This window comes from Citrobacter sp. Cf116, assembly GCF_030336505.1.
Lineage (GTDB): Bacteria > Pseudomonadota > Gammaproteobacteria > Enterobacterales > Enterobacteriaceae > Citrobacter > Citrobacter freundii.
The window spans coordinates 748499-773462 of sequence record NZ_JAOWEQ010000040.1; the positions used below are offsets into that span (position 1 = coordinate 748499).

Annotated in this window: 20 protein-coding genes; 9 read left to right on the plus strand and 11 right to left on the minus strand. The window is 54.1% G+C overall.

The window, feature by feature from the left end; genetic code table 11:
• The first annotated feature begins 101 nt into the window (after positions 1 to 101).
• A complete protein-coding gene (locus OGV74_RS20275) occupies positions 102 to 425 on the plus strand; it encodes a DUF2755 family protein (protein WP_086503759.1) in 324 nt (107 codons plus the stop codon).
• Here OGV74_RS20275 and OGV74_RS20280 read toward each other — a convergent pair.
• Both OGV74_RS20280 and sbmA read right to left on the minus strand, forming a co-directional pair.
• Positions 410 to 1513 (minus strand): DUF1615 domain-containing protein, encoded by a 1104-nt coding sequence (locus OGV74_RS20280; protein WP_086503758.1) that lies wholly within the window; start codon positions 1511 to 1513, stop codon positions 410 to 412. The genes OGV74_RS20275 and OGV74_RS20280 overlap by 16 nt on opposite strands.
• Before the next feature lie 15 nt (positions 1514 to 1528).
• Complete coding sequence (gene sbmA / locus OGV74_RS20285; RefSeq protein ID WP_003836023.1) at positions 1529 to 2749, minus strand: peptide antibiotic transporter SbmA; 1221 nt, start codon at positions 2747 to 2749, stop codon at positions 1529 to 1531.
• Positions 2750 to 3133: 384 nt separating this feature from the next.
• Between sbmA and ampH the strand changes: the two genes are divergently transcribed.
• Entirely contained in the window at positions 3134 to 4291 is a 1158-nt protein-coding gene (gene ampH / locus OGV74_RS20290; RefSeq protein ID WP_286521441.1) for a D-alanyl-D-alanine-carboxypeptidase/endopeptidase AmpH, read from the plus strand.
• Position 4292: 1 nt separating this feature from the next.
• Here ampH and iprA read toward each other — a convergent pair whose 3' ends face one another.
• Positions 4293 to 4916: a hydrogen peroxide resistance inhibitor IprA gene (gene iprA, locus OGV74_RS20295; protein ID WP_003847633.1), complete on the minus strand. Its 624-nt coding sequence runs from the start codon at positions 4914 to 4916 to the stop codon at positions 4293 to 4295.
• 89 nt (positions 4917 to 5005) lie between these two features.
• On the minus strand, positions 5006 to 7930 hold the full coding sequence (ehaB, locus tag OGV74_RS20300) for an autotransporter adhesin EhaB (RefSeq protein ID WP_048219516.1): 2925 nt from the start codon (positions 7928 to 7930) through the stop codon (positions 5006 to 5008).
• Positions 7931 to 8438: 508 nt separating this feature from the next.
• Between ehaB and hemB the strand changes: the two genes are divergently transcribed.
• Positions 8439 to 9413: a porphobilinogen synthase gene (gene hemB / locus OGV74_RS20305; RefSeq protein ID WP_003021420.1), complete on the plus strand. Its 975-nt coding sequence runs from the start codon at positions 8439 to 8441 to the stop codon at positions 9411 to 9413.
• A 59-nt stretch (positions 9414 to 9472) separates the two neighbouring features.
• On the opposite strand, the gene tauD is transcribed toward hemB, so the two are convergent.
• Genes tauD through tauA form a run of 4 tightly spaced genes read right to left on the minus strand, consistent with a single transcriptional unit; the run spans position 9473 to position 12889 of the window.
• Entirely contained in the window at positions 9473 to 10321 is an 849-nt protein-coding gene (tauD, locus tag OGV74_RS20310) for a taurine dioxygenase (RefSeq protein ID WP_003021417.1), read from the minus strand.
• Entirely contained in the window at positions 10318 to 11148 is an 831-nt protein-coding gene (tauC, locus tag OGV74_RS20315; RefSeq protein WP_048212475.1) for a taurine ABC transporter permease TauC, read from the minus strand. Before tauC ends, tauD begins: the two co-directional genes overlap by 4 nt.
• A complete protein-coding gene (gene tauB / locus OGV74_RS20320) occupies positions 11145 to 11912 on the minus strand; it encodes a taurine ABC transporter ATP-binding subunit (protein ID WP_003838608.1) in 768 nt (255 codons plus the stop codon). The genes tauC and tauB overlap by 4 nt, the downstream gene beginning before the upstream one ends.
• A gap of 14 nt (positions 11913 to 11926) precedes the next feature.
• Positions 11927 to 12889 (minus strand): taurine ABC transporter substrate-binding protein, encoded by a 963-nt coding sequence (gene tauA, locus OGV74_RS20325; protein WP_003021410.1) that lies wholly within the window; start codon positions 12887 to 12889, stop codon positions 11927 to 11929.
• A gap of 335 nt (positions 12890 to 13224) precedes the next feature.
• Between tauA and OGV74_RS20330 the strand changes: the two genes are divergently transcribed.
• From OGV74_RS20330 to fbpC, 6 genes are all read left to right on the plus strand, one after another.
• On the plus strand, positions 13225 to 13854 hold the full coding sequence (locus OGV74_RS20330; RefSeq protein ID WP_003021406.1) for a response regulator transcription factor: 630 nt from the start codon (positions 13225 to 13227) through the stop codon (positions 13852 to 13854).
• Positions 13854 to 15395, plus strand: coding sequence for an MASE1 domain-containing sensor histidine kinase (locus OGV74_RS20335; RefSeq protein ID WP_086503756.1), 1542 nt, complete (start codon positions 13854 to 13856; stop codon positions 15393 to 15395). Before OGV74_RS20330 ends, OGV74_RS20335 begins: the two co-directional genes overlap by 1 nt.
• A gap of 85 nt (positions 15396 to 15480) precedes the next feature.
• Complete coding sequence (uhpC, locus tag OGV74_RS20340; RefSeq protein ID WP_003021400.1) at positions 15481 to 16785, plus strand: MFS transporter family glucose-6-phosphate receptor UhpC; 1305 nt, start codon at positions 15481 to 15483, stop codon at positions 16783 to 16785.
• Complete coding sequence (locus tag OGV74_RS20345) at positions 16782 to 17813, plus strand: ABC transporter substrate-binding protein (RefSeq protein ID WP_003021397.1); 1032 nt, start codon at positions 16782 to 16784, stop codon at positions 17811 to 17813. The genes uhpC and OGV74_RS20345 overlap by 4 nt, the downstream gene beginning before the upstream one ends.
• A gap of 69 nt (positions 17814 to 17882) precedes the next feature.
• The gene (locus OGV74_RS20350; RefSeq protein WP_086503755.1) at positions 17883 to 19961 is read left to right on the plus strand and encodes an ABC transporter permease; all 2079 of its coding nucleotides are present in this window, start codon (positions 17883 to 17885) and stop codon (positions 19959 to 19961) included.
• Positions 19962 to 19972: 11 nt separating this feature from the next.
• Complete coding sequence (gene fbpC / locus OGV74_RS20355; RefSeq protein ID WP_003847645.1) at positions 19973 to 21019, plus strand: ferric ABC transporter ATP-binding protein; 1047 nt, start codon at positions 19973 to 19975, stop codon at positions 21017 to 21019.
• A gap of 108 nt (positions 21020 to 21127) precedes the next feature.
• Here the strand turns inward: fbpC and mmuM are convergent, their stop codons facing one another.
• The 3 genes from mmuM to mhpT all read right to left on the minus strand — a co-directional run bounded on the left by mmuM (position 21128) and on the right by mhpT (position 24939).
• Entirely contained in the window at positions 21128 to 22060 is a 933-nt protein-coding gene (gene mmuM / locus OGV74_RS20360; protein WP_061548193.1) for a homocysteine S-methyltransferase, read from the minus strand.
• Entirely contained in the window at positions 22047 to 23450 is a 1404-nt protein-coding gene (gene mmuP, locus OGV74_RS20365; protein WP_044714461.1) for an S-methylmethionine permease, read from the minus strand. The genes mmuM and mmuP overlap by 14 nt, the downstream gene beginning before the upstream one ends.
• A 274-nt stretch (positions 23451 to 23724) precedes the next feature.
• A complete protein-coding gene (mhpT, locus tag OGV74_RS20370; protein WP_086504939.1) occupies positions 23725 to 24939 on the minus strand; it encodes a 3-(3-hydroxy-phenyl)propionate transporter MhpT in 1215 nt (404 codons plus the stop codon).
• Positions 24940 to 24964 lie beyond the last annotated feature (25 nt).

A 24964-nucleotide genomic window follows, 5' to 3' on the forward strand; every position in this document is an offset into this window, starting at 1 on the left:
AATTACCATCATTCTGATATTGACATTGCCGATCACCTGTCAGACTCACTTTCAGTTACAGGCATTACGTCAAAAAAAGCAGGTTATTTCCGGAGGTCTTTATGGCTGATTTTACGCTCTCAAAATCCCTTTTTAAGGGCAAGCATCGGGATCCCTCCTCCCTGCCCGGCAACATTGCGTATGCCGTATTTGTGCTGTTTTGCTTCTGGGCAGGCGCGCAGATTTTAAATCTGTTGGCCCACGCTCCCGGCATCTATGAGCAGTTGATGCAGTTGCAAATGCAAGAGACAGTGCGCCCGCGAGTTGAAATCGGCCTGGGCGTCGGAACCCTTTTTGGACTGGTCCCTTTTCTCGCCGGAAGCCTGATTCTTGGCGCCATCGCGGCATTCGCGCGCTGGCGCCGCCGTCATCATAACGATGACTGACCCATACATTTCGCCCGACGATCGTCCACGCGTTTAGCAAACCACGCGGTAGTCAGATTACGTGTGATCTTCGGGCTTTCCAGTTGAATGCCAGGCAGCATCTCACGGGGAAGCGTTTTCCCGGCCTTCGCTTCCGCCAGCTTATAGACTTTCTCGTACAGCGCGGTCTCTTCAAAGGCCAGGCTGTCGCCTTTTTGCAACTGACGGCGGATCTCACTCTCGCTCATGTCCAGCCTCCCGGCCAGTTTACGTACCGCCAGCTCCGTTTTGCCCGGCTCGCTGCTGCCATAGAGAATTAAATCACCGTCCATCGCCAGCTTCACGCCGCTGGCTTTACTGACCGCATTCTGGAAAGCTGCATTGCGGCTGGCATACCACCCGGCATTGAAATCGGCGAAGCGGAAAATTGGCGCACTGTAATTCGCCGGGTAGTTAAGCAGATGATACGTACCGAACCACAGCCCACCGCGGCGGCTAAATACTTCCTGGCGCACGGTTCCCGCCATTTTCCACGGGTAGCCGCTGGCATGCTGCTCAGCAAAGGCGATGCTAACCTGCATCGGCCCACCGGTATGCACCGGATTAAGCGAACCAAATAACGTCTGCCCCATCGGTACCATATTGATAAAATCATCAAAGATCGCGCTAAGCTGTTTTTCGGTTTTCACCGTATCCAGCCGCTCGCTGTAGCTTTTCCCCGTTGGCGATTTAATCTTCAGCGCGGTATGCACCACAAATAGCGGGATGTGCATACGCTCGGCACGACGATCGATCTCTTTCCAGGCGATTTTACTTAAGTTCGGCACGGCTGGATCCGCCTGGTAATTTGACTCCTGTTGCGCGACCGCCAGCACCGAACAGATATTTTCAACCGTCGGCGCCAGCTTCTGGCTTTCAAAAGTCTTTGCCAAATCCTGCGCCCATGCGTCCCGGTCTTTCACGCTGGCGGGCATTTTCTGGCGCACCACGCTCGCCACATCGACGGCTTTCTCCCCCTTTTTTAGCGGCTGCGCGGGTTGGCTACTACATCCCACCAGCACCAGTGCTGCCAGACCAGACAAGGGGTAAAGACGGGAAACCGTCGACATAACATCTCCTTATTATTAACTCAGCGTATGGGTAACTTCCTGAATGTCCTGACCATCAAGCTCTCGTTCAAAGCTGCGCAGACGCTTATAAATAGACATCAGTTCCACTAACGTTGTCCAGGAGTTAATCAGATACTGGAACGAGCCGCGCACCTGGCCAAACACGTTGGTGATTTGCGTCATCAGGCCGAGCGTAATCGTACCGGCAACAATCGACGGAAACAGCAGGAACAAGCCGAAAACGTTATCAACCTGCAGGTAAAGAATACGGGCGATATTGAAGTACATATAGTGAAAATAGAGACGGAAGTAATTTTGGCGTACCGCATGAAACAGTTCACGCACCGTCGGTGGCGTCGCACGGTTGCCATCATCTTCGCCATAGACCAGTTCTTTACGATAGGCCGCTTCCACGCGCTGGTTTTTAAACTCCAGCCCAGGAAGTTTTATCCCGACCACGGCCAGCAAACCGGTTCCCATCAGCGACCAGACAATCGCGGCAATCACCAGGCCATAAGGCACATGTCCAACAATCGGCAGGTCAGGAACATGGGCAGAGAGCGTAACCAGTACAGGCAGGAAGGCAATCAGCGTCATAATCGCGTTGATAAAGCTGACGCCCATATCTTCCAGCGTAGAAGCAAAACGCATGGTGTCTTCCTGCACACGCTGCGCTGCGCCTTCGATGTGACGCAAATGCTGCCAGTGCGCCATATAGTGTTCGTTCATCGCGGTACGCCAGCGGAATACGTAGTGGCTGACGAAGAAGTTGTTCATCACGCCAATGACCACGGCTATCAGCGCAATGCCGAGAAAAATGCCAACTTCATGATAGAACTGCTCAATCTTCACCTTGTGTGGTGTGCTGAGCGCAGTTTGAATTAGGTCATAAAATGGCGCGTACCAGGCGTTGACAGCGACGCCGACTTCAACCAGAAACCAGGTCACAAAAATAATCAGCGATGTGCCCAGAATAGACCAGTACTGCCAGCGGTGTGGGCTGTAGAGAAACCAGAACAGCGCGAACACCCCGACACAAAGAATGTAGTACGCATAAAAAATCAGATAATCCAACGACCAGAAACGCGCTGCGCTAATAGGTACGTCTCCCGACGCGCCGGTAATATGTGCAACCCAGGCTCCCCCACCTGCTTGCCAGAATACAACGGCGACTAGTGCCCAAATAAATGCCGAAATAAAGAACGGCCCCGGCTTTGGGAAAAAAGACTTAAACATAGTGCTCTCCTGCTAACTTCTTATCGTTATGACGACTGCTGTGCATTTGCCACCGTGGAGTGCGGAGGCCAGACGGCTTACGCCCAAAAACACAAGCTGAAACCGACAATTGTGACCAAAACCGAGGCACTTAGTTCGCACCTCGGTTATGAAGAATTGTTTCTGTGGTTTTCACACTCGACAACGTTCCAGTATGTGCAGATTATCACAGCGTGAGATCACAAAAGCGAACATCCGCAATCCAGGAAACTCCTACGTTTACTCATCGTTACGTTTTTCCCACTATCATTGGTTGATAAGCGCTTTGCAATACGCCGATGAGTAGTATAAATACGCATACGCACGACATCCTTTTTCACTTTCTCTAACTCATGGACACCACCGTTGAAACGTAGTCTGCTTTTTTCTGCCGCGCTGTGTGCGGCGTCATTGACATCAGCCCAGGCGGCACAGCCTATAACCGATCCGGTTTTCGCCTCCGATATCGTCGATCGTTATGCCGACCATATATTTTACGGCAGTGGTGCTACGGGGATGGCGCTCGTGGTGATTGATGGTAATCAGCGCGTATTTCGCAGCTTTGGCGAAACGCGTCCCGGTAACAACGTCCATCCACAGCTTGATTCCGTGATTCGAATTGCCTCAATCACTAAATTAATGACCAGCGAAATGCTGGTGAAATTGCTCGATCAGGGCACGGTCAAACTCAACGATCCATTGAGTAAATATGCACCTCCAGGTGCACGCGTGCCGACTTATCAGGGCACGCCGATTACGCTGGTGAATCTGGCGACGCATACCAGCGCGCTGCCGCGCGAGCAGCCTGGCGGCGCGGCAAAGCGCCCGGTGTTTGTCTGGCCAACCCGCGAGCAGCGCTGGAGCTATCTCTCTACTGCCACGTTGAAAGCCGCACCGGGTTCACAGGCATCTTATTCCAACCTGGCATTTGACCTGCTGGCCGATGCGCTGGGAGCGGCCTCTGGTAAGCCTTATCCGCAGCTGTTTGAAGAAAAAATCACCCGTCCGCTGGGGATGAAAGACACCACCTTTACCCCGTCCCCCGATCAATGCCGACGCCTGATGGTCGCGGAAAAAGGTGCCAGCCCGTGCAATAATACGCTGGCGGCAATGGGCAGCGGCGGTGTCTATTCTACGCCCGGCGATATGATGCGCTGGATGCAGCAGTATCTCTCTTCTGACTTTTATCATCGTAGCCAGCAGGCCGACCGGATGCAGACGCTGATTTATCAGCGTACGCAGTTAACTAAAGTGGTGGGAATGGATGTTCCAGGCAGAGCCGATGCGCTTGGTTTGGGCTGGGTCTACATGGCGCCGAAGAATGGCCGACCGGGAATTATTCAAAAAACCGGCGGCGGTGGAGGTTTCATCACCTATATGGCGATGATCCCACAACAAAACGTCGGGGCGTTTATCGTGGTGACCCGTTCTCCGCTAACCCGTTTTACCAATATGAGTGACGGTATCAACGATCTGGTTGCAGAGTTGAGCGGGAACAAACCGCTGGTTATTCCCGCATCCTGAGTTAATACTCAAAAGGCAAACGGTTAATGCTCACCAGTTTGCCTTTATTCATTTCAATGTAACCACCTTTACGCAAAGCCGCGAGAACCTCAGCGACAACCGAGCGGGAAATTCGCGTGCGTTGGTGAATATAGTTCATGACGCCGATACGCGAACGCAGTACGTCGTCCCATTTCATCATGGATATCAGCGTCGCGCGAATCTGATCGTAGGAGTTATTGCCGATCAACTGCAGATCTCGCAATTCAAGCATGGAATTTTGCCATGCCAACCAACAAAAAGCTTCACGCCAAAGCTGGCACTCTTCAATTATATTAATTGTTTGTGAGGCAGGTAGATGGTATCCCGTACAATCGCTTTCCGTGATTAATCTGTATTGTATATCTGTTTTCATCACGCCATCTGAAAGCCCCATAATAAATGGCGCCTGTGCAATACCGACCAGCACATTCTCCCCTCGCCTCAGGGAAATTACACCATTTAAAATGATAAAGGTATCGTCACTGTTTATATCACTGGAATAAATTATTTCTTTATCGTTATCACACTCAAAGTGTTTGCCATATTTCGACAAACATTTATCAAGCTTACCAAATTCCACAAGCGGTTTATTTGCAGACAACATCTGGGCATTCCTTGCAATAAATGCCCGTCAAATCCGTGACGGGCATTTTTCTGAGTTAGATTATCTTTTCTTTAACAACGAGAGATGTCTTACCAGGTATATTTAACGCCAACATTTGCAGACCAGTCTTGATCTACATCACCACCACCGAGGTAGTTAGCATCGGTGTAGGCGCTGAAGTTTTTGGTAAAGCTGAACTGAGTACCCAGTCCAACACGTACCGCAGAACCTTCTACACCGTTGTCGATAGAATCGCCATTTACGTCAGAATCGTTGTTAGAGTCGTCGTAAACGTAGGCCAGTTTGAAGTACGGAGTCAGCGCCTGATCTTCGCTATAGGCGAAGGTATAACCTGCATCTACACCGAGTTCATAGCGCATGCTGTCATAAGACTGACCGTCAACTTTCATGTCATTGCTCAGCTTATAATCATCACCAGACTGGAACAGACCGGATACGCTGCCGTATGGCGTTACGTAGCCTGCGTCACCCAGCTTCAGGTCATAACCCAGTTTCAAGCCAAAGCCCCAGGCATCAGAAGAGGTGCTGCCATCAACATACTGACCGTTGCTCATGTTAGCAGACAGATCGTTGTTAAAGTGGGAGTAGCTTAAGTTACCGTCAACAAAGATGTTGTTGTCAAAGCGAGCAGAAGAGTAGATGTAGGCAGTCTGGCTATCCTGATCCACCTGACCGGTACGGTCGCTCATATCACCTTTCGCGAAGCCTGCTGCAGCACCGACAATCCACTTAGCGTTGTTACCATCAATTTTGGAATCAACACCAACCATGATGCCGTTAACATCCTGATCGTAGTTAATGGTGCCGTTATCTGCATCGAAGCTACCACCGAAGTAGCTTACCCATGCACCACCGTTATCAACCAGACCATGACGTGCGTTAGTCAGACGAGTACCAACGGTGTCTTGTTCCAGGTTCCAGATATTGGTGTTAGCAGACGGGATGCTCAGCGCCATGTTCGCGTAGTCTGTCAGTTCCATCTGCTGCAGAACAACGGTGTTACCCTGCTGCTGTGCCTGATAGGTGTAAGCACCGAGGTCAGCTTTGTTGGCTGCAGAGAAGGTCGCGTTGCTGTTCTTGTCGTTAACGTAGATCAGCTCGTTACCTTTGTAATCAGCAACAGAGCCTGCGCCAGTCGCGTTGTCGATACGCACTTTATAGTTACCGGTTGCTGCCGCGACATGGTCACCGTAGTTATCAACTTCAGACTGATCGCCTGAGGTGTCGGAATCGCCGTTACCGTTGATAGTCAGATGACCATCAGAGTTCATCGCGATCACGCCATAACCGTAGTTAGCCTGGGTCGTATCGTTGGTACGATCGTTGGTCAGGTCAGCATTCAGTACATAGTTAGTGCTGTTGATGTCGAAAACACCCGCATTAACATGGTTGTAAGCGTCGGTGTAGCTGGTCAGATTCAGCGTATCAACCTGCAGTGCATCACCTGTGCTGTTACCCACATCCAGAACACCGTTGTTGGTAACGTTGATGGTGTTGGCATACAGTGCAGCACTTCCTACACTCCAGCCAGCAGCAACATCATCAGCAATTGTGACGGTACTGTTATCAATAGACAGGGTATCAGTCGCAACATGACCATCTTCGTTGATGTTCAGTGCAGAACCACCGGTCAGGCCAATAGTGTCGGAGATCAGGGTAGAATCACCCACGTTGACGACGGAACCGCTGTTGATGCTCAGGGTATCAATCAGAGACGTTTTGGTGGTATCCCACTGTGAAGCGCCGTTCAGCGTGACGTTGAACAGACCGCTCTGGTAAACAGCGTTGCCAACCACATGACCATTTTCGTCATAAGAGGTCGTGTCGCTATCAATACCGTAGGTTGAATTTGGCCACAGGCTGTTGGCAGCGATGTCGATCAGCGTTGCAGTGGCTTCAGTACCTGCAGCATAGCTATCGTAAACGCCGTCACCATCAACATCAACCTGATGTACGGACATGGCCGCGCCAACCCACTTACTGCCGTTGTTCAGAGTCAGATCCAGACGGTCAGTACCATCCCATCCGTTGGTATCCAGATCGGCATCGGTATCACGGTAAGTATCTGCGCCGTTCGGGAAGAAGTTCTCGTCAAAGTTGCTGGAGAACAGCACATCGCCCATCAGCGTAGCGTTATCAAACGTGGCAGTGGTCTGCATCGCGTTATCAGCATTCGGATGAGCAATAACCGCTAATGCGACATCATTAGCGTTCCAGCCGTTACCGTTGTAGTCGCTCGCATTGCTGGTGTTGCCAAACCAACCGGAGGTACCTTCATCAGACCATGAGCCAGAGGTCAAGGTAGAATCGGTAACAACAATGGTGTTGTTAAACACTTCGCCGCTATTTACGCCAGTGCTGACGGTATTATCGTCAATATCTTCCCACTCATAACCCTGAGTCAGCGTAATACCCGCAACGTGAGAGTTGTTGGAGATAGACAGATCAACTTCTTGATCCAGCGTGATAGCCGTCCCCAGGTTATAAACGTCGACAACGTGCGTGTCAGCCGCGTCATTATACGTACCGTTGTAGGTATAATGTTCGTAGTTGTCATCAATCGTTGAGTTGATAACGTTCATCGCCAGGCGATCGTAGTAGTAGTCGGTACCTGTACGGTTAGAACAATCCGTGGTCATACATTCGGATGTCACCATACCATGAATGGTACTGTTTTTAATCGTCAGGCTGTTGTTATTGGTGTTAGTAGACAGCCCATCATCCAGATAATAAGTAGAAATAACGCCGTTGACAGTAGCGTTATTGATTACCGGATAAATATCACCGTTATAAATACTATCGGTGTCGTAATTGTTCCACCCGACATATCCATCGTAATAGACGCCATCAGCATAAGATACATCATTATAATGGGTAAACGTTGTGTAGGCGGTCCCAGAGATATCAGTAGAAGCATTCGCCTGAGAAGTGATTGCCAAAGTGCAGGCTAATGCTAATTGTGATACTACAAGTTTCTTTTTCCAAATGTGCATTTGTCATCCCTCCTCAGGGACGTAATATAGTTGATCCATCAATTATCAATGCAAAGAAAACATTTTATGTTTCGCAGGGACGATTATGCGGTTTCATTAAGGAAAGGTTCAATTATTCTTTGCCCATTGTCCGAAACCGGACAACATAATAAATTCAAGTCACGTCATTTAATAAATATAAAAACCAATAGTTTCAATCAATTAAAAGAGAGCCAACATTCAAAGCATATAATTCACTAATGAATCAGAACGCAAACAAATAAATAGACAATAAATAAACACAATCTATACACCACGCTATAAAAGCAAACGCATAGATATTTAAAATAATAAAAAAACAATAAACAAAATAATGAATATGAATAAATTGCTATGCTTGTGAATAAATTGCGCTAATGATTCATCCCTTCGTTACAGTAAATCCAGATATAACGCCAACTTTCGTAAACCACACGCCCTCAGGTTCGGGTATACTACGGCCTTCGATTCCACAAACATCAGGCATACCATGACAGACCTAATCCAACGCCCTCGCCGCCTGCGCAAATCTCCCGCGCTGCGCGCTATGTTTGAAGAGACAACACTCAGCTTAAATGACCTGGTGTTGCCGATCTTTGTTGAAGAAGAACTCGACGATTACAAAGCTATCGACGCCATGCCAGGCGTGATGCGTATTCCAGAGAAGCACCTGGCGCGCGAAATTGAACGCATTGCTAATGCTGGCATCCGCTCGGTGATGACTTTCGGCATTTCCCACCATACGGATGACACCGGTAGCGATGCCTGGAAAGAAGACGGCCTGGTGGCGCGCATGTCGCGTATCTGCAAACAGACCGTGCCGGAAATGATCGTCATGTCCGACACCTGCTTCTGCGAATACACCTCACACGGCCACTGCGGCGTGTTATGCGATCACGGCGTGGATAACGATTTAACCCTTACCAACCTCGGCAAGCAAGCGGTGGTTGCCGCCGCAGCGGGTGCGGACTTCATCGCGCCTTCCGCCGCAATGGATGGTCAGGTACAGGCGATTCGCCAGGCGCTGGACGCCGCGGGCTTCACCGATACCGCTATCATGTCCTACTCCACTAAGTTTGCCTCATCTTTTTACGGCCCATTCCGTGAAGCCGCGGGCACCGCGCTGAAAGGCGATCGTAAAACCTATCAGATGAACCCGATGAACCGTCGGGAAGCGATTCGCGAATCGCTGCTGGATGAAGCCCAGGGCGCAGACTGCCTGATGGTCAAACCGGCTGGCGCGTACCTCGATATTCTGCGCGATATCCGCGAACGCACCGAGCTGCCGATTGGCGCTTACCAGGTCAGCGGTGAATACGCGATGATCAAATTCGCGGCGCTGGCGGGGGCTATAGATGAAGAGAAAGTGGTGCTGGAAAGCTTAGGGTCGATCAAACGCGCTGGCGCGGATCTGATCTTCAGCTACTTCGCACTGGATCTGGCTGAGAAAAAAATTCTGCGTTAATAACGCCTAACCGGGCCTACAGGTCGTAGGCCCGGCAAGTGAAGCGTCTCCGGTAATCATCACGCCCGATAAAATGGCTTATCTCCCAGAATCGTTGCCCGATGCATAATGCGCCGCTGCGGCAGATAATCCGCATTCGCATAATGCTGCGTCACGCGATTATCCCAAATCGCCACATCGTTGGGCTGCCAGCGCCAGCGCACCTGAAACTCCGGTTTGGTGATATGCGCGAACAAAAAGCTCAGTAACGCCTCGCTCTCTTTTTCCGTGACATCAACAATTCGCGTGGTAAATCCTTCATTCACGAACAGCGCCTGCTTCCCGCTCACCGGATGCGTGCGCACCACCGGATGCAGCAACGGTGGATGTTTAGCGACGGCCTCCAGCCAGCGCAGGTGCTCCTCTGGGGTCTTGCGATATTTATATTCCTGAAATGATTTACGGAAATCATGCTCTGCCCGCAGGCCACTCAGCAACTGACGGAACGGCTCAGACAATGCTTCATAAGCGGCAATCCCACTGGTCCACAGAGTGTCGCCCCCGGTTGATGGCAGCTCTTTCGCCGCTAAAATCGCCCCGGCAGGCGGCGTGTCGATAAAGGTGACATCGGTGTGCCAGTTGTCGTTATCCGGCGGATTATCGTTATGGGTATCCAGCACGATAATTTCTTCTACTCCTTCGGCATGCGGATAGACCGGGTGAATATGCAGATCGCCAAAACGCAGCGCCAGCGCCCGCTGTTGTTGCGGCGTAATCACCTGCTCGCGCAGAAACACCACCTGGTGGCGCAATACCGCGTGATAAAGCTGTTCAAACTGATTATCGCTCAGCGGACGCGCCAAATCCGCACCAGAAATTTGTGCGCCAATATACGGCCCCAGCGGGGTTATGCTCAGACGTTCACTCATTGTACTTCTCCATGCCAGGGCGTCAGACGGCGCTGAAGCGCACGCAGACCCAGTTCTAAAATAAACGCGATAACGGCAATCACCGCGATCCCCGCCAGCACCACATCCGTTGCCAGAAACTCACCGGCAGACTGGACCATAAATCCTAAGCCTCGCGTGGCGGCAATCAGCTCTGCCGCCACCAGCGTCGACCAGCCCACCCCAAGTCCGATACGTAATCCGGTGAGGATCTCAGGTAATGCCCCCGGCAAAATAACAAACCACAGCACCTGCGCACGGCTGGCTCCCAGCGATTGCGCGGCGCGCACTCTCACCTGCTGCGCACTTTTCACTCCCGCCAGCGCCGACATCGCTACAGGGGCAAAAATCGCCAGATAGATAAGCAAGATCTTGGAGGTTTCACCGATGCCAAACCAAATGACCATCAGCGGTAGATAGGCCAGGGGCGGAACCGGACGATACAGCTCAATGATCGGATCGAGAATGCCGCGCATCGTCGGACTCAGCCCCATAGCGATTCCAACCGGAACGCCCAGCAGCACCGCCGCCAGCAGCGCGATAACAATACGTGTCAGACTCGCCGCCAGATGCTGCCACAGGGTGGCATCCATAAATCCCTGCGGACCGGCAATAACGATCAGCTTTTGTAAAACCTGTCCCGGTGGCGGTAAAAACAGCGGACTGATTAACTGCAGCGCCGCCACCGTCCACCACAACGCCAAAATGACGGCCAACGTACCAAGGCTTAAGGTAATCTGCCGCGAGAACGGCCAGCGCCAGTTGAGCGCGCGCTGGCGACGGGGTTTATCATTAATCACCACGCTCATGAAAATGCCTCCCGTTGTTCAAAGACTCGACCTAACACGTACTCGCGCATGGCGATAAACTGCGGATCGGACTTAATGCTGCGACTCGACTCTCCAGCCACAAAGCGACGGGCGAAATTCAGCGGCAGACGCTCCAGTACCCGGCCTGGGCCTGGCGACAGCAATACCAGCTCTGTCGCCATAAACACCGCTTCTTCAATATCGTGCGTAATCAACAGCACCTGTTTGCCAGTCTCATGCCACAGCTTCAGCAGCAGGGTTTGCATCTGCTCACGAGTAAAGGCGTCGAGCGCGCCAAAAGGTTCATCCAGCAACAACAACTGTGGATTGGCCGCCAGCGCCCGCGCAATGCCGACGCGCTGCCGCTGTCCACCGGAAAGCTGCCAGATAAAGCGTTTGCCCGCGTCCTCCAGCCCGACTTTCTGCAACATCTCCAGGGCAATACGCTGACGCTGTGGTTTATCCACCCCCGCCAGCTGCAGACCAAAAGCCACGTTGTCCTGCACGTTACGCCAGGGCAGCAGACCTTCATTCTGGAATACGACCCCGCGATCTGCCCCCGGACCGTCAACCCTGTTACCCGCCAGCGTGATGCTGCCATGCTGATACGGCACAAATCCGGCAATCAGATTTAACAATGTGGTTTTCCCGCAACCGGAAGGTCCGAGTACCACCAGCAGCTCACCGCTATCGAGCGTCAGGTTGATATCCTCCAGCGCCGGTTTTCCACCGTAGCTGGCGGCAAGATGAGAGATTTGCAGCATCAGCGCCTCCTTATTTATTGCACGAAGCGATCGGTCACGTACTGGCTGTAATCCGTCGCGACAGCGGGGACTTTGCCCTGCTCTTTGAGGAACTGCGCGGTGTCGATAATGGCTTTGTTCACCGGTCCGGTCAGTTCGGCAGTCTGCTGTTGCGGCGTCAGGTAAGTGTTACCTTTCACCAGTCCCGGCACATCCGCTTCCGGCACGCCGCTTAAACGCGACAATTTGCTGATATTCTCAGGCTGCTTCAGCCACTCATCGGGATTAGCGATATAAGGTTGCTGCGCATCGATAGCGCTTTTGGCAAAGGCTTTCACCACCTCAGGATGCTTCTCGGCAAAATCTTTGCGTACCACCCACACGTCCAGCGTCGGTGCGCCCCACTCACCAACCTGCGATGAGTCGGTTAACACCTTGCCGTCTTTTTCCAGCGCATTGACCGCAGGAGCCCAGACGTACGCGCCGTCAATATCCCCGCGCTGCCATGCGGCAATAATCGCAGGTGGTTGCAGGTTCACAATCTCCACCTGACCGGGTTTAATCCCCCAGTGTTTCAACGCCGCCAGCAGGCTGTAATGGGTGGTGGAGATAAACGGCACCGCAATGCGTTTGCCAATCAAATCTTCCGGTTTACTGATGTTTTTCTTCACCACTAGTGCCTCGGAGTTACCAAGCTTTGACGCCAGCAGAAAAACTTCAATGGGTACTTGCTGACTGGCGGCGACCGCCAGCGGGCTGGAGCCAAGATTACCGATCTGCACGTCGCCGGAGGCTAGCGCCCGGACGATGCTCGCGCCGCTGTCGAATTTGCGCCAGTCAACGGTAGCGCCGCTCTCTTTGGCAAAAGTATTATCCGCCTGCGCCACTTTGGCGGGTTCGGCGGAGGTCTGATAAGCGACGGTGACGTTCACCGCCTGCGCCTGAAATGCGATGAATGCCAGTGCACCGAGAAGTGCGTTACGCGATGAAATAGCCATGATTGTCTGCTCCCCTGTCTTGTTATGGAGGCAGTATTTCGTTGCGGCACAATTTGATAAAGGAATTAAAAATTCTGGCTAAGAACAAAGCGTTTTTAGAAAAAAAGCGGCAATAGTTAGCGATTTTGCTCATTACAGATGGAATTCGTAGGCCTGATAAGCGCAGCGCCATCAGGCACTGTTGCCGGATGGCGGCGCAAGCGCCTTATCCGGCCTACAACACCCGGCAAATTATTGCGATTTTGTTACATTCGTTACATAACTACACCTGGATGATTGCCAGCGCGGCGCTGACCGGCATCATAGACGCCATTATCAGGCAAGAGAGCAATATCATGATTCATGTTGTGCTGGTGGATGACCATGTGGTGGTGCGTTCCGGCTTTGCGCAATTACTCAGTCTCGAAGACGATCTCAACGTTACCGGTCAGTACAGCAGCGCAGCGGAGGCCTGGCCTGCACTTCTGCATGATGACGTCAACGTTGCGGTGATGGATATCGCCATGCCGGATGAAAATGGTCTGAGCCTGTTAAAACGACTGCGGGCACAGAAGCCCGGTTTTCGCGCCATCATTCTCAGCATCTATGACTCACCCACGTTTGTGCAAAGTGCGCTGGATGCCGGCGCCAGTGGCTACCTGACCAAACGCTGCGGACCAGAGGAGCTGGTGCAGGCGGTACGATCGGTCGGTATGGGCGGGCATTACCTGTGCGCCGATGCGCTGCGGGCGCTACGCGGCGGCGAACAGCCCGCGCAGGTACTGGAAGTACTGACCCCACGCGAGCGCGAAGTGTTTGAGCTGTTGGTCAAAGGCGACAGCGTAAAAGAGATCGCCTTCAAGCTCGACCTCAGCCACAAGACGGTACACGTTCATCGGGCGAACGTGCTGGGCAAACTGCAATGCCACAGCACCATCGATCTGGTGCATTTTGCCCTCGACCACCAGCTATTAACGGGGCATTAATGTCGCGTAGCCTTCGGCATTGGGTTATTTCTCTGTTTATTCTGCTGGCCTGGGGATCGGGCTGGTTGATGCTGTGGACGCTGGGGTTTTACCTGACCCACAACGGCCAGCAGGCGGCGCTGTTCCTGCCACACGGCGTCTATCTCGCGCTGCTCATCCTGCTTTCTCGCCGTTACTGGCCCGCGCTGGTATTGCCGCCGGTGCTGATGTTGTTCTGGCTGCACAGTGAGCAATTATTGAATGGCTATATCCTGCTGGCTGCGCCGTTAATTAGCCTGATTCCGGCGAGCATCGGCCAGTCATACTGGCACCGCTTCCCCCTTTACTGGCAGCGCTTAACGCTGCTGCTGGCCGGGGTGACGATCACCTCATTGCTCAATACCGCCCTGCTTTCACCGTTTATCCAAAGTCCGGCAACGTTAATTGGCCTGGCGTCGTTTACCGGCGGCGTGCTGCTGACGCCGTTTGTCTATCTGATCTATGAATTTTTGCGCCAGCAGCACCGCTATCATTTGCTCGGGCTGGATACCACCAATCCCCCGCTGCGCACCTCGCTTATCATCTGGTGCAGCCTGTTTTTTATTATTGGCATCGGCACCCAGATGGTGTTGTCGCCGGAGATCGAGCGCCTGTTGCTGATCGTGGTGTTTTTACCGAACGTGGTGATGGCGTGGAAATTTGGCTGGCAGGGCGGCGTGTTGTCCGGATTGCTCGGCAGTATGATGATCACCATCGCCCGGCAAATCGGCGTCGGGTTCAGTAATTTACTGGAGCTGGAGATTTTCCTCGCCACCCAGGCGCTGCTCGGCATAGGGCTGGGGATCGCCATCAGCCGCCAGCAGCATCTGGCGCAAAACCTGCACCATTATCGCCAGCGTCTGGAAACTGAACTGGCGGCGCGTCGCGCGCTGACCGAACAGCTGATCCGCACCGAAGAAAACACGCGCAAAAGCCTGGCGCGGGAACTGCACGACGAAATTGGTCAGAACATCACCGCCATTCAAATTCAATCACAACTGGTCAAACGCGCACCGGGTCGCGAACAAACGCTTGAAGCGGCAAATCAGATCAACGACCTGGCCCGGCGTATTCACCACTCCACCCGCCAGCTGCTGCGCCAGCTGCGTCCACCCGCGCTCGATGAACTGTCTTTTAAAGATGCACTACATCATCTGGTGAATGAATTTGCTTTTGCTGAACGGGGCATTCGCTGTCGCTTTGATTATCAGCTAGAGAATACGCCAGAAAACGAAACGGTGCGCTTCACGCTGTATCGCCTGTTGCAGGAGTTACTCAATAACGTCTGTAAACATGCCGATGCCAGCGATGTGTCGATTACGCTGCGCCAGCAGGAACATAGCTTGTTTCTGGACGTCGCTGACAATGGCGTGGGTATTCTGCCAGAAAAAATTCCCGGTTTCGGTATCCAGGGAATGCGTGAGCGGGTGAGCGCCCTTGGCGGTGAACTGACGCTCGAATCAAACAACGGCACACGGGTAATTGTTAACCTGCCCACAAATTTGCAACAAATCAGCCGCTAACCAGGAAAAAGTCTTAGCCACTCTGGACTTTCTCTCATCCTCTTTTGCTTTCACTTTCCTATAGTCAGCACAAACGGAGACTGCCATGCATACACGCTCAGCCAGCGAAACAGATCAACAATACCGGGCGCTACGCCCCCGACTGCTGATGTGTATGGTCATTGGCTATGCCGCGTTTTATCTGACGCGCAAAAGCGTTAACTACGTCCTCCCGGCGCTACAAACGGACCTGGGTCTGGATAAAGGCGATATCGGCCTGCTGGGGTCGCTGTTTTACCTGACCTATGGCCTGTCGAAATTTACCGCCGGGCTATGGCACGACAGCCACGGACAACGCGCATTTATGGGCATTGGCCTTTTCGCCACCGGTGTTTTGAATGTGCTGTTCGCCTTTGGTGAATCGCTGACGCTGCTGCTGGTGGTCTGGACGCTGAACGGTTTTTTCCAGGGGTGGGGCTGGCCGCCCTGCGCCCGACTACTGACCCACTGGTACTCGCGCAACGAACGCGGATTCTGGTGGGGCTGCTGGAATATGTCGATCAACATTGGTGGGGCAGTTATCCCGCTGATTAGCGCCTTTGCCGCCCACTGGTGGGGCTGGCAGGCAGCGATGCTGGCACCGGGGATTATCAGCATGGCGTTAGGCATTTGGCTCACTCTGCAACTGAAAGGCACGCCCCGGGAAGAGGGATTACCGACGGTTGGGGAATGGCGGCATGACCCGCTGGAGCTGCGTCAGGAACAGCAAAGTCCGCCGATGGGGCTGTGGCAAATGTTACGTACCACCATGCTGAAAAACCCGATGATCTGGCTGCTCGGCGTGTCGTATGTATTGGTCTATTTGATCCGCATTGCGCTCAACGACTGGGGCAACATCTGGCTGACGGAAAGCCACGGCGTGAATCTGCTCAGCGCCAATGCCACGGTGATGCTGTTTGAAGTTGGCGGTTTGCTGGGGGCGCTATTTGCCGGATGGGGATCGGATCTGCTGTTCAGCGGTCAGCGTGCGCCGATGATTTTGCTGTTCACGCTGGGGCTGATGGTATCCGTCGCCGCGCTGTGGCTGGCGCCGGTGCACCACTACGCGCTACTGGCAATGTGTTTCTTTACGGTGGGCTTTTTTGTGTTTGGCCCACAGATGCTGATTGGCCTCGCGGCAGTGGAGTGCGGACACAAAGCGGCAGCAGGTTCAATTACCGGTTTTCTCGGGCTGTTCGCCTATCTGGGGGCCGCGCTGGCGGGTTGGCCGCTGTCGCTGGTCATAGAACACTACGGCTGGTCGGGAATGTTCAGTTTGCTCTCGGTCGCCGCTGTCTTTATGGGTTTATTGCTGATGCCACTGCTCATTGCAGGCATTACCCCTTCTCTCAGTCAAAGGATAAAACAATGAAACTGACGCTTACCTCTACACTAATTGCCTCCGCTCTGACGCTGGCAGCCTTCAGCAATGCAGCTCAGGCGCAGGGCCGTCTGGTGGTGTATTGCAGCGCCACTAACGAGATGTGCGAAACCGAAACCAAAGCCTTCGGTGAAAAATATGATGTGAAAACCTCATTCATTCGCAACGGCTCGGGCAGTACGCTGGCGAAAGTGGATGCCGAGAAGAAAAATCCGCAGGCGGATGTCTGGTACGGCGGTACGCTGGATCCGCAGTCCCAGGCCGGGGAAATGGGCCTGCTGCAGCCGTATAAATCACCCAATCTCGAACAGATCATGGAGAAATTCCGCGATCCCGCGAAGGTGAAAGGCAACCTGTCCTCGGCGGTTTACGTCGGTATTCTGGGCTTTGGCGTCAATACCCAGCGCCTGAAAGAGAAAAACCTGCCGGTGCCAAAATGCTGGAAGGATCTGACCAAACCGGAATACAAAGGTGAAATCCAGATTGCTGACCCGCAAAGCTCCGGTACCGCCTATACCGCGCTGGCGACTTTTGCCCAGTTGTGGGGTGAAGATCAGGCCTTTGACTACCTGAAACAGCTCAACGCCAACGTCTCTCAATACACTAAATCAGGCATTGCCCCAGCGCGTAACGCCGCTCGTGGCGAAACGGCGATTGGCATTGGCTTCCTGCACGACTACTCGCTGGAAAAAGAACAGGGCGCACCGCTGGAGCTAATTTCACCGTGCGAAGGTACTGGCTATGAGATCGGCGGCGTTAGCATTCTGAAAGGCGCGCGCAACCTCGATAACGCCAAACTGTTCGTTGACTGGGTACTGTCAAAAGATGCCCAGGAACTGGCGTGGAAGAAAGGTAAGTCCTATCAGATCCTGACCAACACCACCGCCGAGACGTCTCCTAACTCGCTGAAGCTCGACGACCTGAAACTTATCAATTACGACATGGATAAGTACGGCTCGACCGACGTGCGTAAAGCGTTGATCAATAAGTGGGTCAGCGAAGTGAAGATGGGTAAATAAGCCTACATCGGCGATCATTTGCTGGGTGCGGCGTAAATACCGCATCCGGCCTGGAATACCGGAACCGCTATGTCACACACACTTGCACTCCATCCCGTGAAAAAACGGGATGCGATATTTCTTTGGGTTTTGCTTGGCTGGCTGGCGTTTACCCTGTTGCCAAGCTGGAGCCTGGACTATGGTCTGCTGGAGTCGACAGGCGAGGAAATACTCGCCGCCTACGGCTGGTCACAGTTCAATATCAGTTGGTTATGGTATCTGCTGCCGAGCCTGCTACTGGTGCGCCCGTTCCATGAGGCCAGGCGCGAACAGCGCGGCCGCCATTATCTTGATGCGGGCTGGGCTTTTTTCTGTATGGCGTTTATCGTCGCCAGCGCGACTCTTGAGGGGCGCGGCTTAGGCTATGCCACCATAGTGTTGTTTGTGGCACTTGGCGCGATCATGACCCTGGCGCTCACCCGTCTGGAATGGCTGGGCGGCGACCGTTTCGTCATCGGTTCGCTCACCGCGATTGTCGCCTTGATCGGTATTTTTATCGTCTGGCCAAGTATCGCTATTTTTATTCCGATGTTCACCAACGACGCCGGGGAATTTGCCCCGCTGGCGTTTATGAATGTGCTGTCGCAGGCACATATCATTCAGGTGATCCTCAACTCGATTATGCTGTCGATTGCCGTCGGCGTCGGCTGTACCTTCTTTGGTCTGGTACTGGCTATCTATACCACCCGTATCGCCAGACGCAGCGCTATTATCGGACGAATTTTCTCGATTCTGCCGATCGTCACCCCGCCGTTTGTCGTGGGTTTAGGCGTCACGCTGATGATGGGACGCTCCGGCTACATCACCGAATTTATGGTCGAATGGTTTGGCTTAACCAACACCAACTGGCTGTACGGTTTTACCGGCATCTGGCTGGCGCAGGTGCTGGCCTTCACTCCGATGGCGTTTATGATCCTCGACGGAGCAATCAAAACCATTCATCCATCGCTGGAAGAAGCGTCGTACACCCTGCGTGCCAGCCGCTGGCAGACCTTTAACGGCGTGTTTGTCCCGCTGCTGAAACCAGCGCTGGCGAACGCCTTTTTGATTGTGGTTGTGCAGTCGCTGGCTGACTTTAGTAACCCGCTGGTGCTCGGCGGTAACTTCGACGTGCTGGCAACGCAAATCTACTTCTACATCACCGGTTCGCAGCTCGACTACCAGGCCGCCAGTACGCTGGGTGCCTTCCTGCTGCTGTTCTCACTGCTGGTGTTCTGCGTGCAATATATGTGGATTGGTAAACGCTCATACGTCACCGTTTCCGGTAAATCCTACCGGGGCGACGTGCAACCGTTACCTGTGACGTTGGTATGGAGCGTGGTCGCGCTGCTGGCGGTGTGGATTGCCTTTAACGCCCTGTTGTACGGCAGCATTTTCTACGGCAGTTTCACCGTTAACTGGGGCGTGGACTACACCCTGACGTTAGCGAACTTTACCAAACTGTTCGGTCAGGGGATGAGCGACGGCGCATGGCCTTCACTGCTCGACACCCTGCTCTACGCCGGTATTGCCGCGCCGATCACCGCCATCTTCGGTCTGCTGATCGCCTGGGTAGTCGTGCGCCAACAGTTTAAGGGCAAGAAGACCATCGAGTTCACCACCATGCTGTGCTTTGCCGTTCCAGGCACCGTCGCGGGCGTATCGTACATTCTGGCCTTTAACAGCGCCCCGGTTTACCTCACTGGTACGGCGGCGATTGTCATTATCTCGATGGTAATGCGTAACGTCCCGGTCGGTATTCGGGCGGGTATCGCGGGCTTAGGCCAGATCGATAAATCACTGGATGAAGCCTCGCTCAGCCTGCGCGCCGGTTCGCTGCGTACCATTACGCATATCCTGCTGCCGCTGCTACGCCCGGCGATCCTTTCGGCGCTGATTTACAGCTTTGTGCGCGCCATTACCACCGTCAGCGCCATTGTGTTCCTCGTCACGCCGGATACCCGCGTAGCGACGGCCTACATCCTTAACCGAGTGGAAGACGGCGAATACGGTGTGGCGATTGCCTACGGTTCCATTCTGATCGTGGTGATGCTGGCGATTATTTTCATCTTTGACTGGCTGATCGGTGAATCACGTACCTCCCGTTCAAAAGCCAAAAACCAGGCGTAATGGAGCGCACTATGACTCAGAAAAATTTCGTTGAACTGCGCAACGTCACCAAACGATTTGGCAGTAATACGGTAATCGACAATATCAACCTCACCATCCCGCAGGGGCAAATGGTGACGCTGCTCGGCCCGTCCGGTTGTGGCAAAACCACCATTTTGCGCCTGGTCGCCGGGCTGGAAAAACCGAGCGAAGGGCAGATTTTCATTGATGGCGAAGACGTCACCCATCGCTCAATTCAGCAGCGTGATATCTGTATGGTGTTTCAGTCCTATGCCCTGTTCCCGCATATGTCGCTGGGAGAGAACGTTGGTTACGGCCTGAAGATGCTCGGCGTATCCCGCGCTGAGGTGAAAGCCCGTGTCAAAGAGGCACTGGCGATGGTCGATCTGGAAGGATTCGAAGAGCGCTATGTTGATCAGATCTCCGGCGGTCAGCAGCAGCGCGTAGCGCTGGCCCGCGCGTTGATCCTCAAGCCGAAAGTGCTGCTGTTTGATGAGCCGTTGAGTAACCTCGACGCCAACCTGCGTCGCAGCATGCGCGACAAGATCCGCGAACTGCAAAAGCAGTTTGATATCACCTCGCTGTACGTCACCCACGATCAGAGCGAAGCCTTTGCGGTTTCCGATACCGTGCTGGTGATGAACAAGGGGCACATCATGCAGATCGGTTCACCGCAGGATCTATACCGCCAGCCCGCCTCGCGCTTTATGGCAAGTTTTATGGGTGACGCCAACCTGTTCCCGGCCACCTTCGGTGACCAATACGTTGATATCTACGGCTACCACCTGCCGCGCCCGCTGCACTTTGATACGCAAGGCGAAGGCATGGTCGGCGTGCGCCCGGAAGCGATCACGCTTAGCGATCGCGGCGAAGAGAGTCAGCGCTGCGTGATCCGCCACGTGGCCTATATGGGCCCCCAGTATGAAGTCACGGTGGAATGGCACGGGCAGGAGATCTTATTGCAGGTCAACGCTACGCGTTTACAGCCGGACGTAGGCGAGCAGTATTATCTCGAAATCCATCCGTACGGCATGTTTGTTCTGGCGGATGCGGCATAACGTTTTGTGGCTTTGTAGGCCGGATAAGGCGCTTGTGCCACCATCCGGCAATGCCTGATGCGCTGCGCTTATCGGGCCTACATTGAACGATGTAAGCCCGATAAACTCTCAGCTTCGCGCTTTTAGCGCGGCAATATCCGCAGGCGTGGTGCGACAGCACCCGCCAATCAACCGTGCGCCAGTGGCCTGCCACTGCGGCAGATAATCCGCCAGATGCGCACAATGCTCACCGTGATGATGCCAGGTTTTGCTCACGGCATCATACTGCTCGCCCGAGTTCGGATACACTACCAGTGGCAGCGCCGTTAAACTGTGTAAATGCTGCAACGCAGCGGTGGTGTTTTCCAGCGCAATGCAGTTAATACCTAGCGCCACCACCTGCGGATAATCCGCCAGCAACGCAACCACGTCACGCAGCGGCGTACCGTCGCTCAGGTGCTCGCTGTCGCGCAGGGTAAATGAGAACCACGCCCGCGCACGCGGATATGCAGTCAATAACTCAGCCAGCGCGCTAATTTCGGCAAAATTTGGCAGGGTTTCACAGGCCAGCAGATCGGCCCCGGCATCCAGCAAGGCTTCCACGCGCGGGCGGTGAAACGCCTGAAACTCTTCAGCGCTACGTTGGTAATCACCACGGTATTCAGAACCATCCGCCAGATACGCGCCGTAAGGCCCGACCGATCCTGCTACCAGCAGCGTGCCCGCCTGCGGGTTCTCTGCCAGATACGCTTCACGGGCTTTACGCGCCAGCTCCACGCTTTTGCCAATCAGCGCTTTCGACTGCGCTTCATCCAGATCTCGCGCGGCAAAGCCCGCCGGCGTAGCCTGATAGCTAGCGGTGATCGCGCATTGCGCCCCCGCCCGGTAGTAATCGAGATGGACTTCGCGGATAAGCTCCGGATTTTCGACCAGCACTTTGGCTGACCACAGGCTATCGGCTAAGTTACAGCCACGCGCTTCCAGCTCCGTCGCCATCGCACCATCGAGCAGCAGGAAATCCTGTTTATCGAGGATGGCGCTTAACGGATTATTCTGCGACATGTTCGGGCTCCTGTTTGGCTTTACGCGGTTGAGTAAGGAAATAAGCACCATAACACACTGCCACAAACGGTAACCCGCACCACAGCGCAATTCTCTGCGCTGGATCGAATGCCAGCCCGACACAAGCCACCAGACACAGCACAAATCCCAGTACCGGCACCAGCGGATACCACGGCGCGCGATAATGCAATTCACTCAATGCCTTACCCTGCTGCAGATGACGGCGGCGAAAGACGAAGTGTGAAGCGCAAATGCTCAGCCACACCGCCACCACCGCAAATCCGGAGATTGCCGACAGCGCGACAAATACCGTATCCGGGGCCACCACGCTGGAAAACAGCGCCAGCACACCACCGAGCATACTGACCGACAGCGCCGTCAGCGGCACGCCATTTTTCGTTACTCGCGCAAAACAGGCCGGTAGCGTACGTTCATTTGACAGCGACCACAGCATGCGCCCGGAGGCATACAGCCCGGAGTTCGCCGCGGATAGAATAGCCGTCAGGATCACGAAGTTAAAAATATCGGCGGCGTAAGGAATCCCCACCTTCTCAAACACCAGCACAAACGGGCTTTTCTCCACGCCCGCCTGCTGCATCGGGATCAGCGCCGCCAGCACAAACACGGTGCCGATAAAGAAAATAATCAGTCGCGCGATAGTGGTACGAATCGCTACCGGAATGACCTTGCGCGGGTTTTCTGTTTCTCCGGCGGCAATACCGATAAGCTCGGTTCCCGAAAAAGCAAAATTCACCGCCACCATCGTCATCAGGATCGGTAAGCCACCGTGTGGGAACCAGCCTTCTGCCGTGATATTACTCAGTCCAGGCGCGGGTGAGCCATCCTGCATCGGGATAAAACCAAAAATCGCCGCCCCACCGAGGATGATAAAGGCGATGATAGTGACCACTTTTACCAGCGAGAACCAGAACTCCCCTTCGGCAAAAAAGCGCGTGGAGATGACGTTCAGGCCAAAAATAATCGCGCAGAACACCACACACCAGACCCAAACCGGCACCTGTGGAAACCAGTACTGCATACAGAATCCGGCGGCGGTAAAACTCGAACCCAGCGCTACAGTCCAGGTCAGCCAGTAGAGCCAGGCCACGGTATATCCCGTTGCGGGGCCGAGATAACGCGCAGCATAAACGTGAAACGCCCCGGTCTCCGGCATCGCGACCGACAGCTCGCCCAGACACTGCATAACCAACCAGACCACCAGCGCGCCAATCAGATAAGCCAGCAGCGTTCCCGCCGCCCCGGTAGTGGAGATGATGTACCCGGTATTGAAGAATAACCCTGTGCCAATCACGCCGCCTAAGGAGAGCATTATCAGGTGACGCGTTTTCATTGTGCGCTTCAGTGGCGCATTTTGTTGTGTTGTTTGCATATAACCTTCTAAACGTATGGACATCTAAACATCCAAAGAAGGTTTGTTATACCGCGTTTGTTAACAGAATGCAAAGTCAACCCTGCACCAGGCGCAGATGCCCGCGCCGGGCGCTTAATATCGGATGGGGATTAATAATCAAATACAAAAAGGGCCGCCAGCTCATAACGCCTCCGTTGCCAGGCTTTATGTAAACTCTGGCAACGTCCTCACCGACTGGCGTTCACCCGGAAGTGGGAACCGTATCTCCCAGCTCATACTACCGAATGAGCGCTTAAGCACCGCTGGCAGGGATCGGCATCTGCGATTTGCGGCTCATCAGAATAAATACCGCCAGCCCTGCCAGCAATATCCCCGGCGCAGAAGCCGCCATCACCCCTACCGTTCCGGTGCCGAGCGCTAACATTTTTCCTGCCAGCAACGGACCACTCATCGCGCCCAGACGACCGACGGCGACGGCGGTTCCCACGCCGGTGGCGCGGATCTGCGTGCTGTAAAACAACGGTGCCAGCGCATACAACACGCTTTGCCCACCGGTGGCAAACATCCCCGCCACAAATCCCGCCATCAGCATGCCGCTCAATGACGATACCGTGCCCAGCGCCAGCAGTGATGCCAGCATCCCGGTGTAGATCAAAAGTGACATCACCACCGGACGCAGTTTGTCCATCAACGCCCCGAGAATTAACGTCCCGCTGGCCGCGCCGATTTGCAGAGCAAACATCACTCCTGCTGCCTGCGAGGGCTGAAAGCCCTGCTCGACCAGCAGCATCGGCAGCCAGTTGATCAGCATATACACCACCAGCAGGGTGAAGAAATAGCACAGCCACAGCAGCAGCGTGGCTGTCGCGGTGGTTGGCGCAAACAGAGCGCGCAGCGGCGCGGCAGCCACCTGCGTTTGTTGGGTATAAACCTGTGATTCCGGCAGCCAGCGCATTAACAGCGGAACCAGCAGCAGCGGGATCACCCCGCCGACCCAGAACACGGTTTGCCAGGCAGAGGCCAGACCGCTAAACCCGAGCGCTGCCGCCAGCGCCGCGCCAATCGGCACACCGCAGTACATCAGGCTCACCGCCGTACCACGAAAACGCGTGCCCGCCGCCTCAGAAGTCAGCGCGATCAGATTCGGCAATGCCGCCCCCAACCCAACACCGGTCATCAGGCGAGCAAACACCAGCGATGAGAAATCCCAGGATATCGCTGTTGCCAGTGAGAACAGGCCGAACAGCGCCACGGAGGCAATAAGAATGCGTTTGCGGCCATAGCGATCGGCCAGCATGCCGCCCACCAGCGCGCCGGGCAGCAGCCCAAGAATGCCCGCGCTGAAGATCCAGCCCATCTGCATTTTATCCAATGCAAACGCATGGGCGATACCGACGGCAGCGATCCCGGCGGCCTGTAAATCCAGCCCTTCCATCAGGGCGACTAAAAAACACAGCCCGACGGTCAACGTCAGGCGGGATGAGGATGCGGGGGTACGGGTAGTCATAAGATGTACCTCTGAGGTCACGATG

Bases quoted from the DNA above. Each gene is read 5' to 3' on its own strand.
- mmuM (WP_061548193.1), bottom strand. From the start codon at position 22,060: ATGTCGCAGAATAATCCGTTAAGCGCCATCCTCGATAAACAGGATTTC.
- OGV74_RS20330 (WP_003021406.1), top strand. From the start codon at position 13,225: ATGATTCATGTTGTGCTGGTGGATGACCATGTGGTGGTGCGTTCCGGC.
- OGV74_RS20350 (WP_086503755.1), top strand. From the start codon at position 17,883: ATGTCACACACACTTGCACTCCATCCCGTGAAAAAACGGGATGCGATA.
- OGV74_RS20275 (WP_086503759.1), top strand. From the start codon at position 102: ATGGCTGATTTTACGCTCTCAAAATCCCTTTTTAAGGGCAAGCATCGG.
- fbpC (WP_003847645.1), top strand. From the start codon at position 19,973: ATGACTCAGAAAAATTTCGTTGAACTGCGCAACGTCACCAAACGATTT.
- iprA (WP_003847633.1), bottom strand. From the start codon at position 4,916: ATGTTGTCTGCAAATAAACCGCTTGTGGAATTTGGTAAGCTTGATAAA.
- OGV74_RS20335 (WP_086503756.1), top strand. From the start codon at position 13,854: ATGTCGCGTAGCCTTCGGCATTGGGTTATTTCTCTGTTTATTCTGCTG.
- mhpT (WP_086504939.1), bottom strand. From the start codon at position 24,939: ATGACTACCCGTACCCCCGCATCCTCATCCCGCCTGACGTTGACCGTC.
- tauD (WP_003021417.1), bottom strand. From the start codon at position 10,321: ATGAGTGAACGTCTGAGCATAACCCCGCTGGGGCCGTATATTGGCGCA.
- tauA (WP_003021410.1), bottom strand. From the start codon at position 12,889: ATGGCTATTTCATCGCGTAACGCACTTCTCGGTGCACTGGCATTCATC.
- sbmA (WP_003836023.1), bottom strand. From the start codon at position 2,749: ATGTTTAAGTCTTTTTTCCCAAAGCCGGGGCCGTTCTTTATTTCGGCA.
- tauB (WP_003838608.1), bottom strand. From the start codon at position 11,912: ATGCTGCAAATCTCTCATCTTGCCGCCAGCTACGGTGGAAAACCGGCG.
- uhpC (WP_003021400.1), top strand. From the start codon at position 15,481: ATGCATACACGCTCAGCCAGCGAAACAGATCAACAATACCGGGCGCTA.
- ehaB (WP_048219516.1), bottom strand. From the start codon at position 7,930: ATGCACATTTGGAAAAAGAAACTTGTAGTATCACAATTAGCATTAGCC.
- tauC (WP_048212475.1), bottom strand. From the start codon at position 11,148: ATGAGCGTGGTGATTAATGATAAACCCCGTCGCCAGCGCGCGCTCAAC.
- mmuP (WP_044714461.1), bottom strand. From the start codon at position 23,450: ATGCAAACAACACAACAAAATGCGCCACTGAAGCGCACAATGAAAACG.
- OGV74_RS20345 (WP_003021397.1), top strand. From the start codon at position 16,782: ATGAAACTGACGCTTACCTCTACACTAATTGCCTCCGCTCTGACGCTG.
- OGV74_RS20280 (WP_086503758.1), bottom strand. From the start codon at position 1,513: ATGTCGACGGTTTCCCGTCTTTACCCCTTGTCTGGTCTGGCAGCACTG.
- hemB (WP_003021420.1), top strand. From the start codon at position 8,439: ATGACAGACCTAATCCAACGCCCTCGCCGCCTGCGCAAATCTCCCGCG.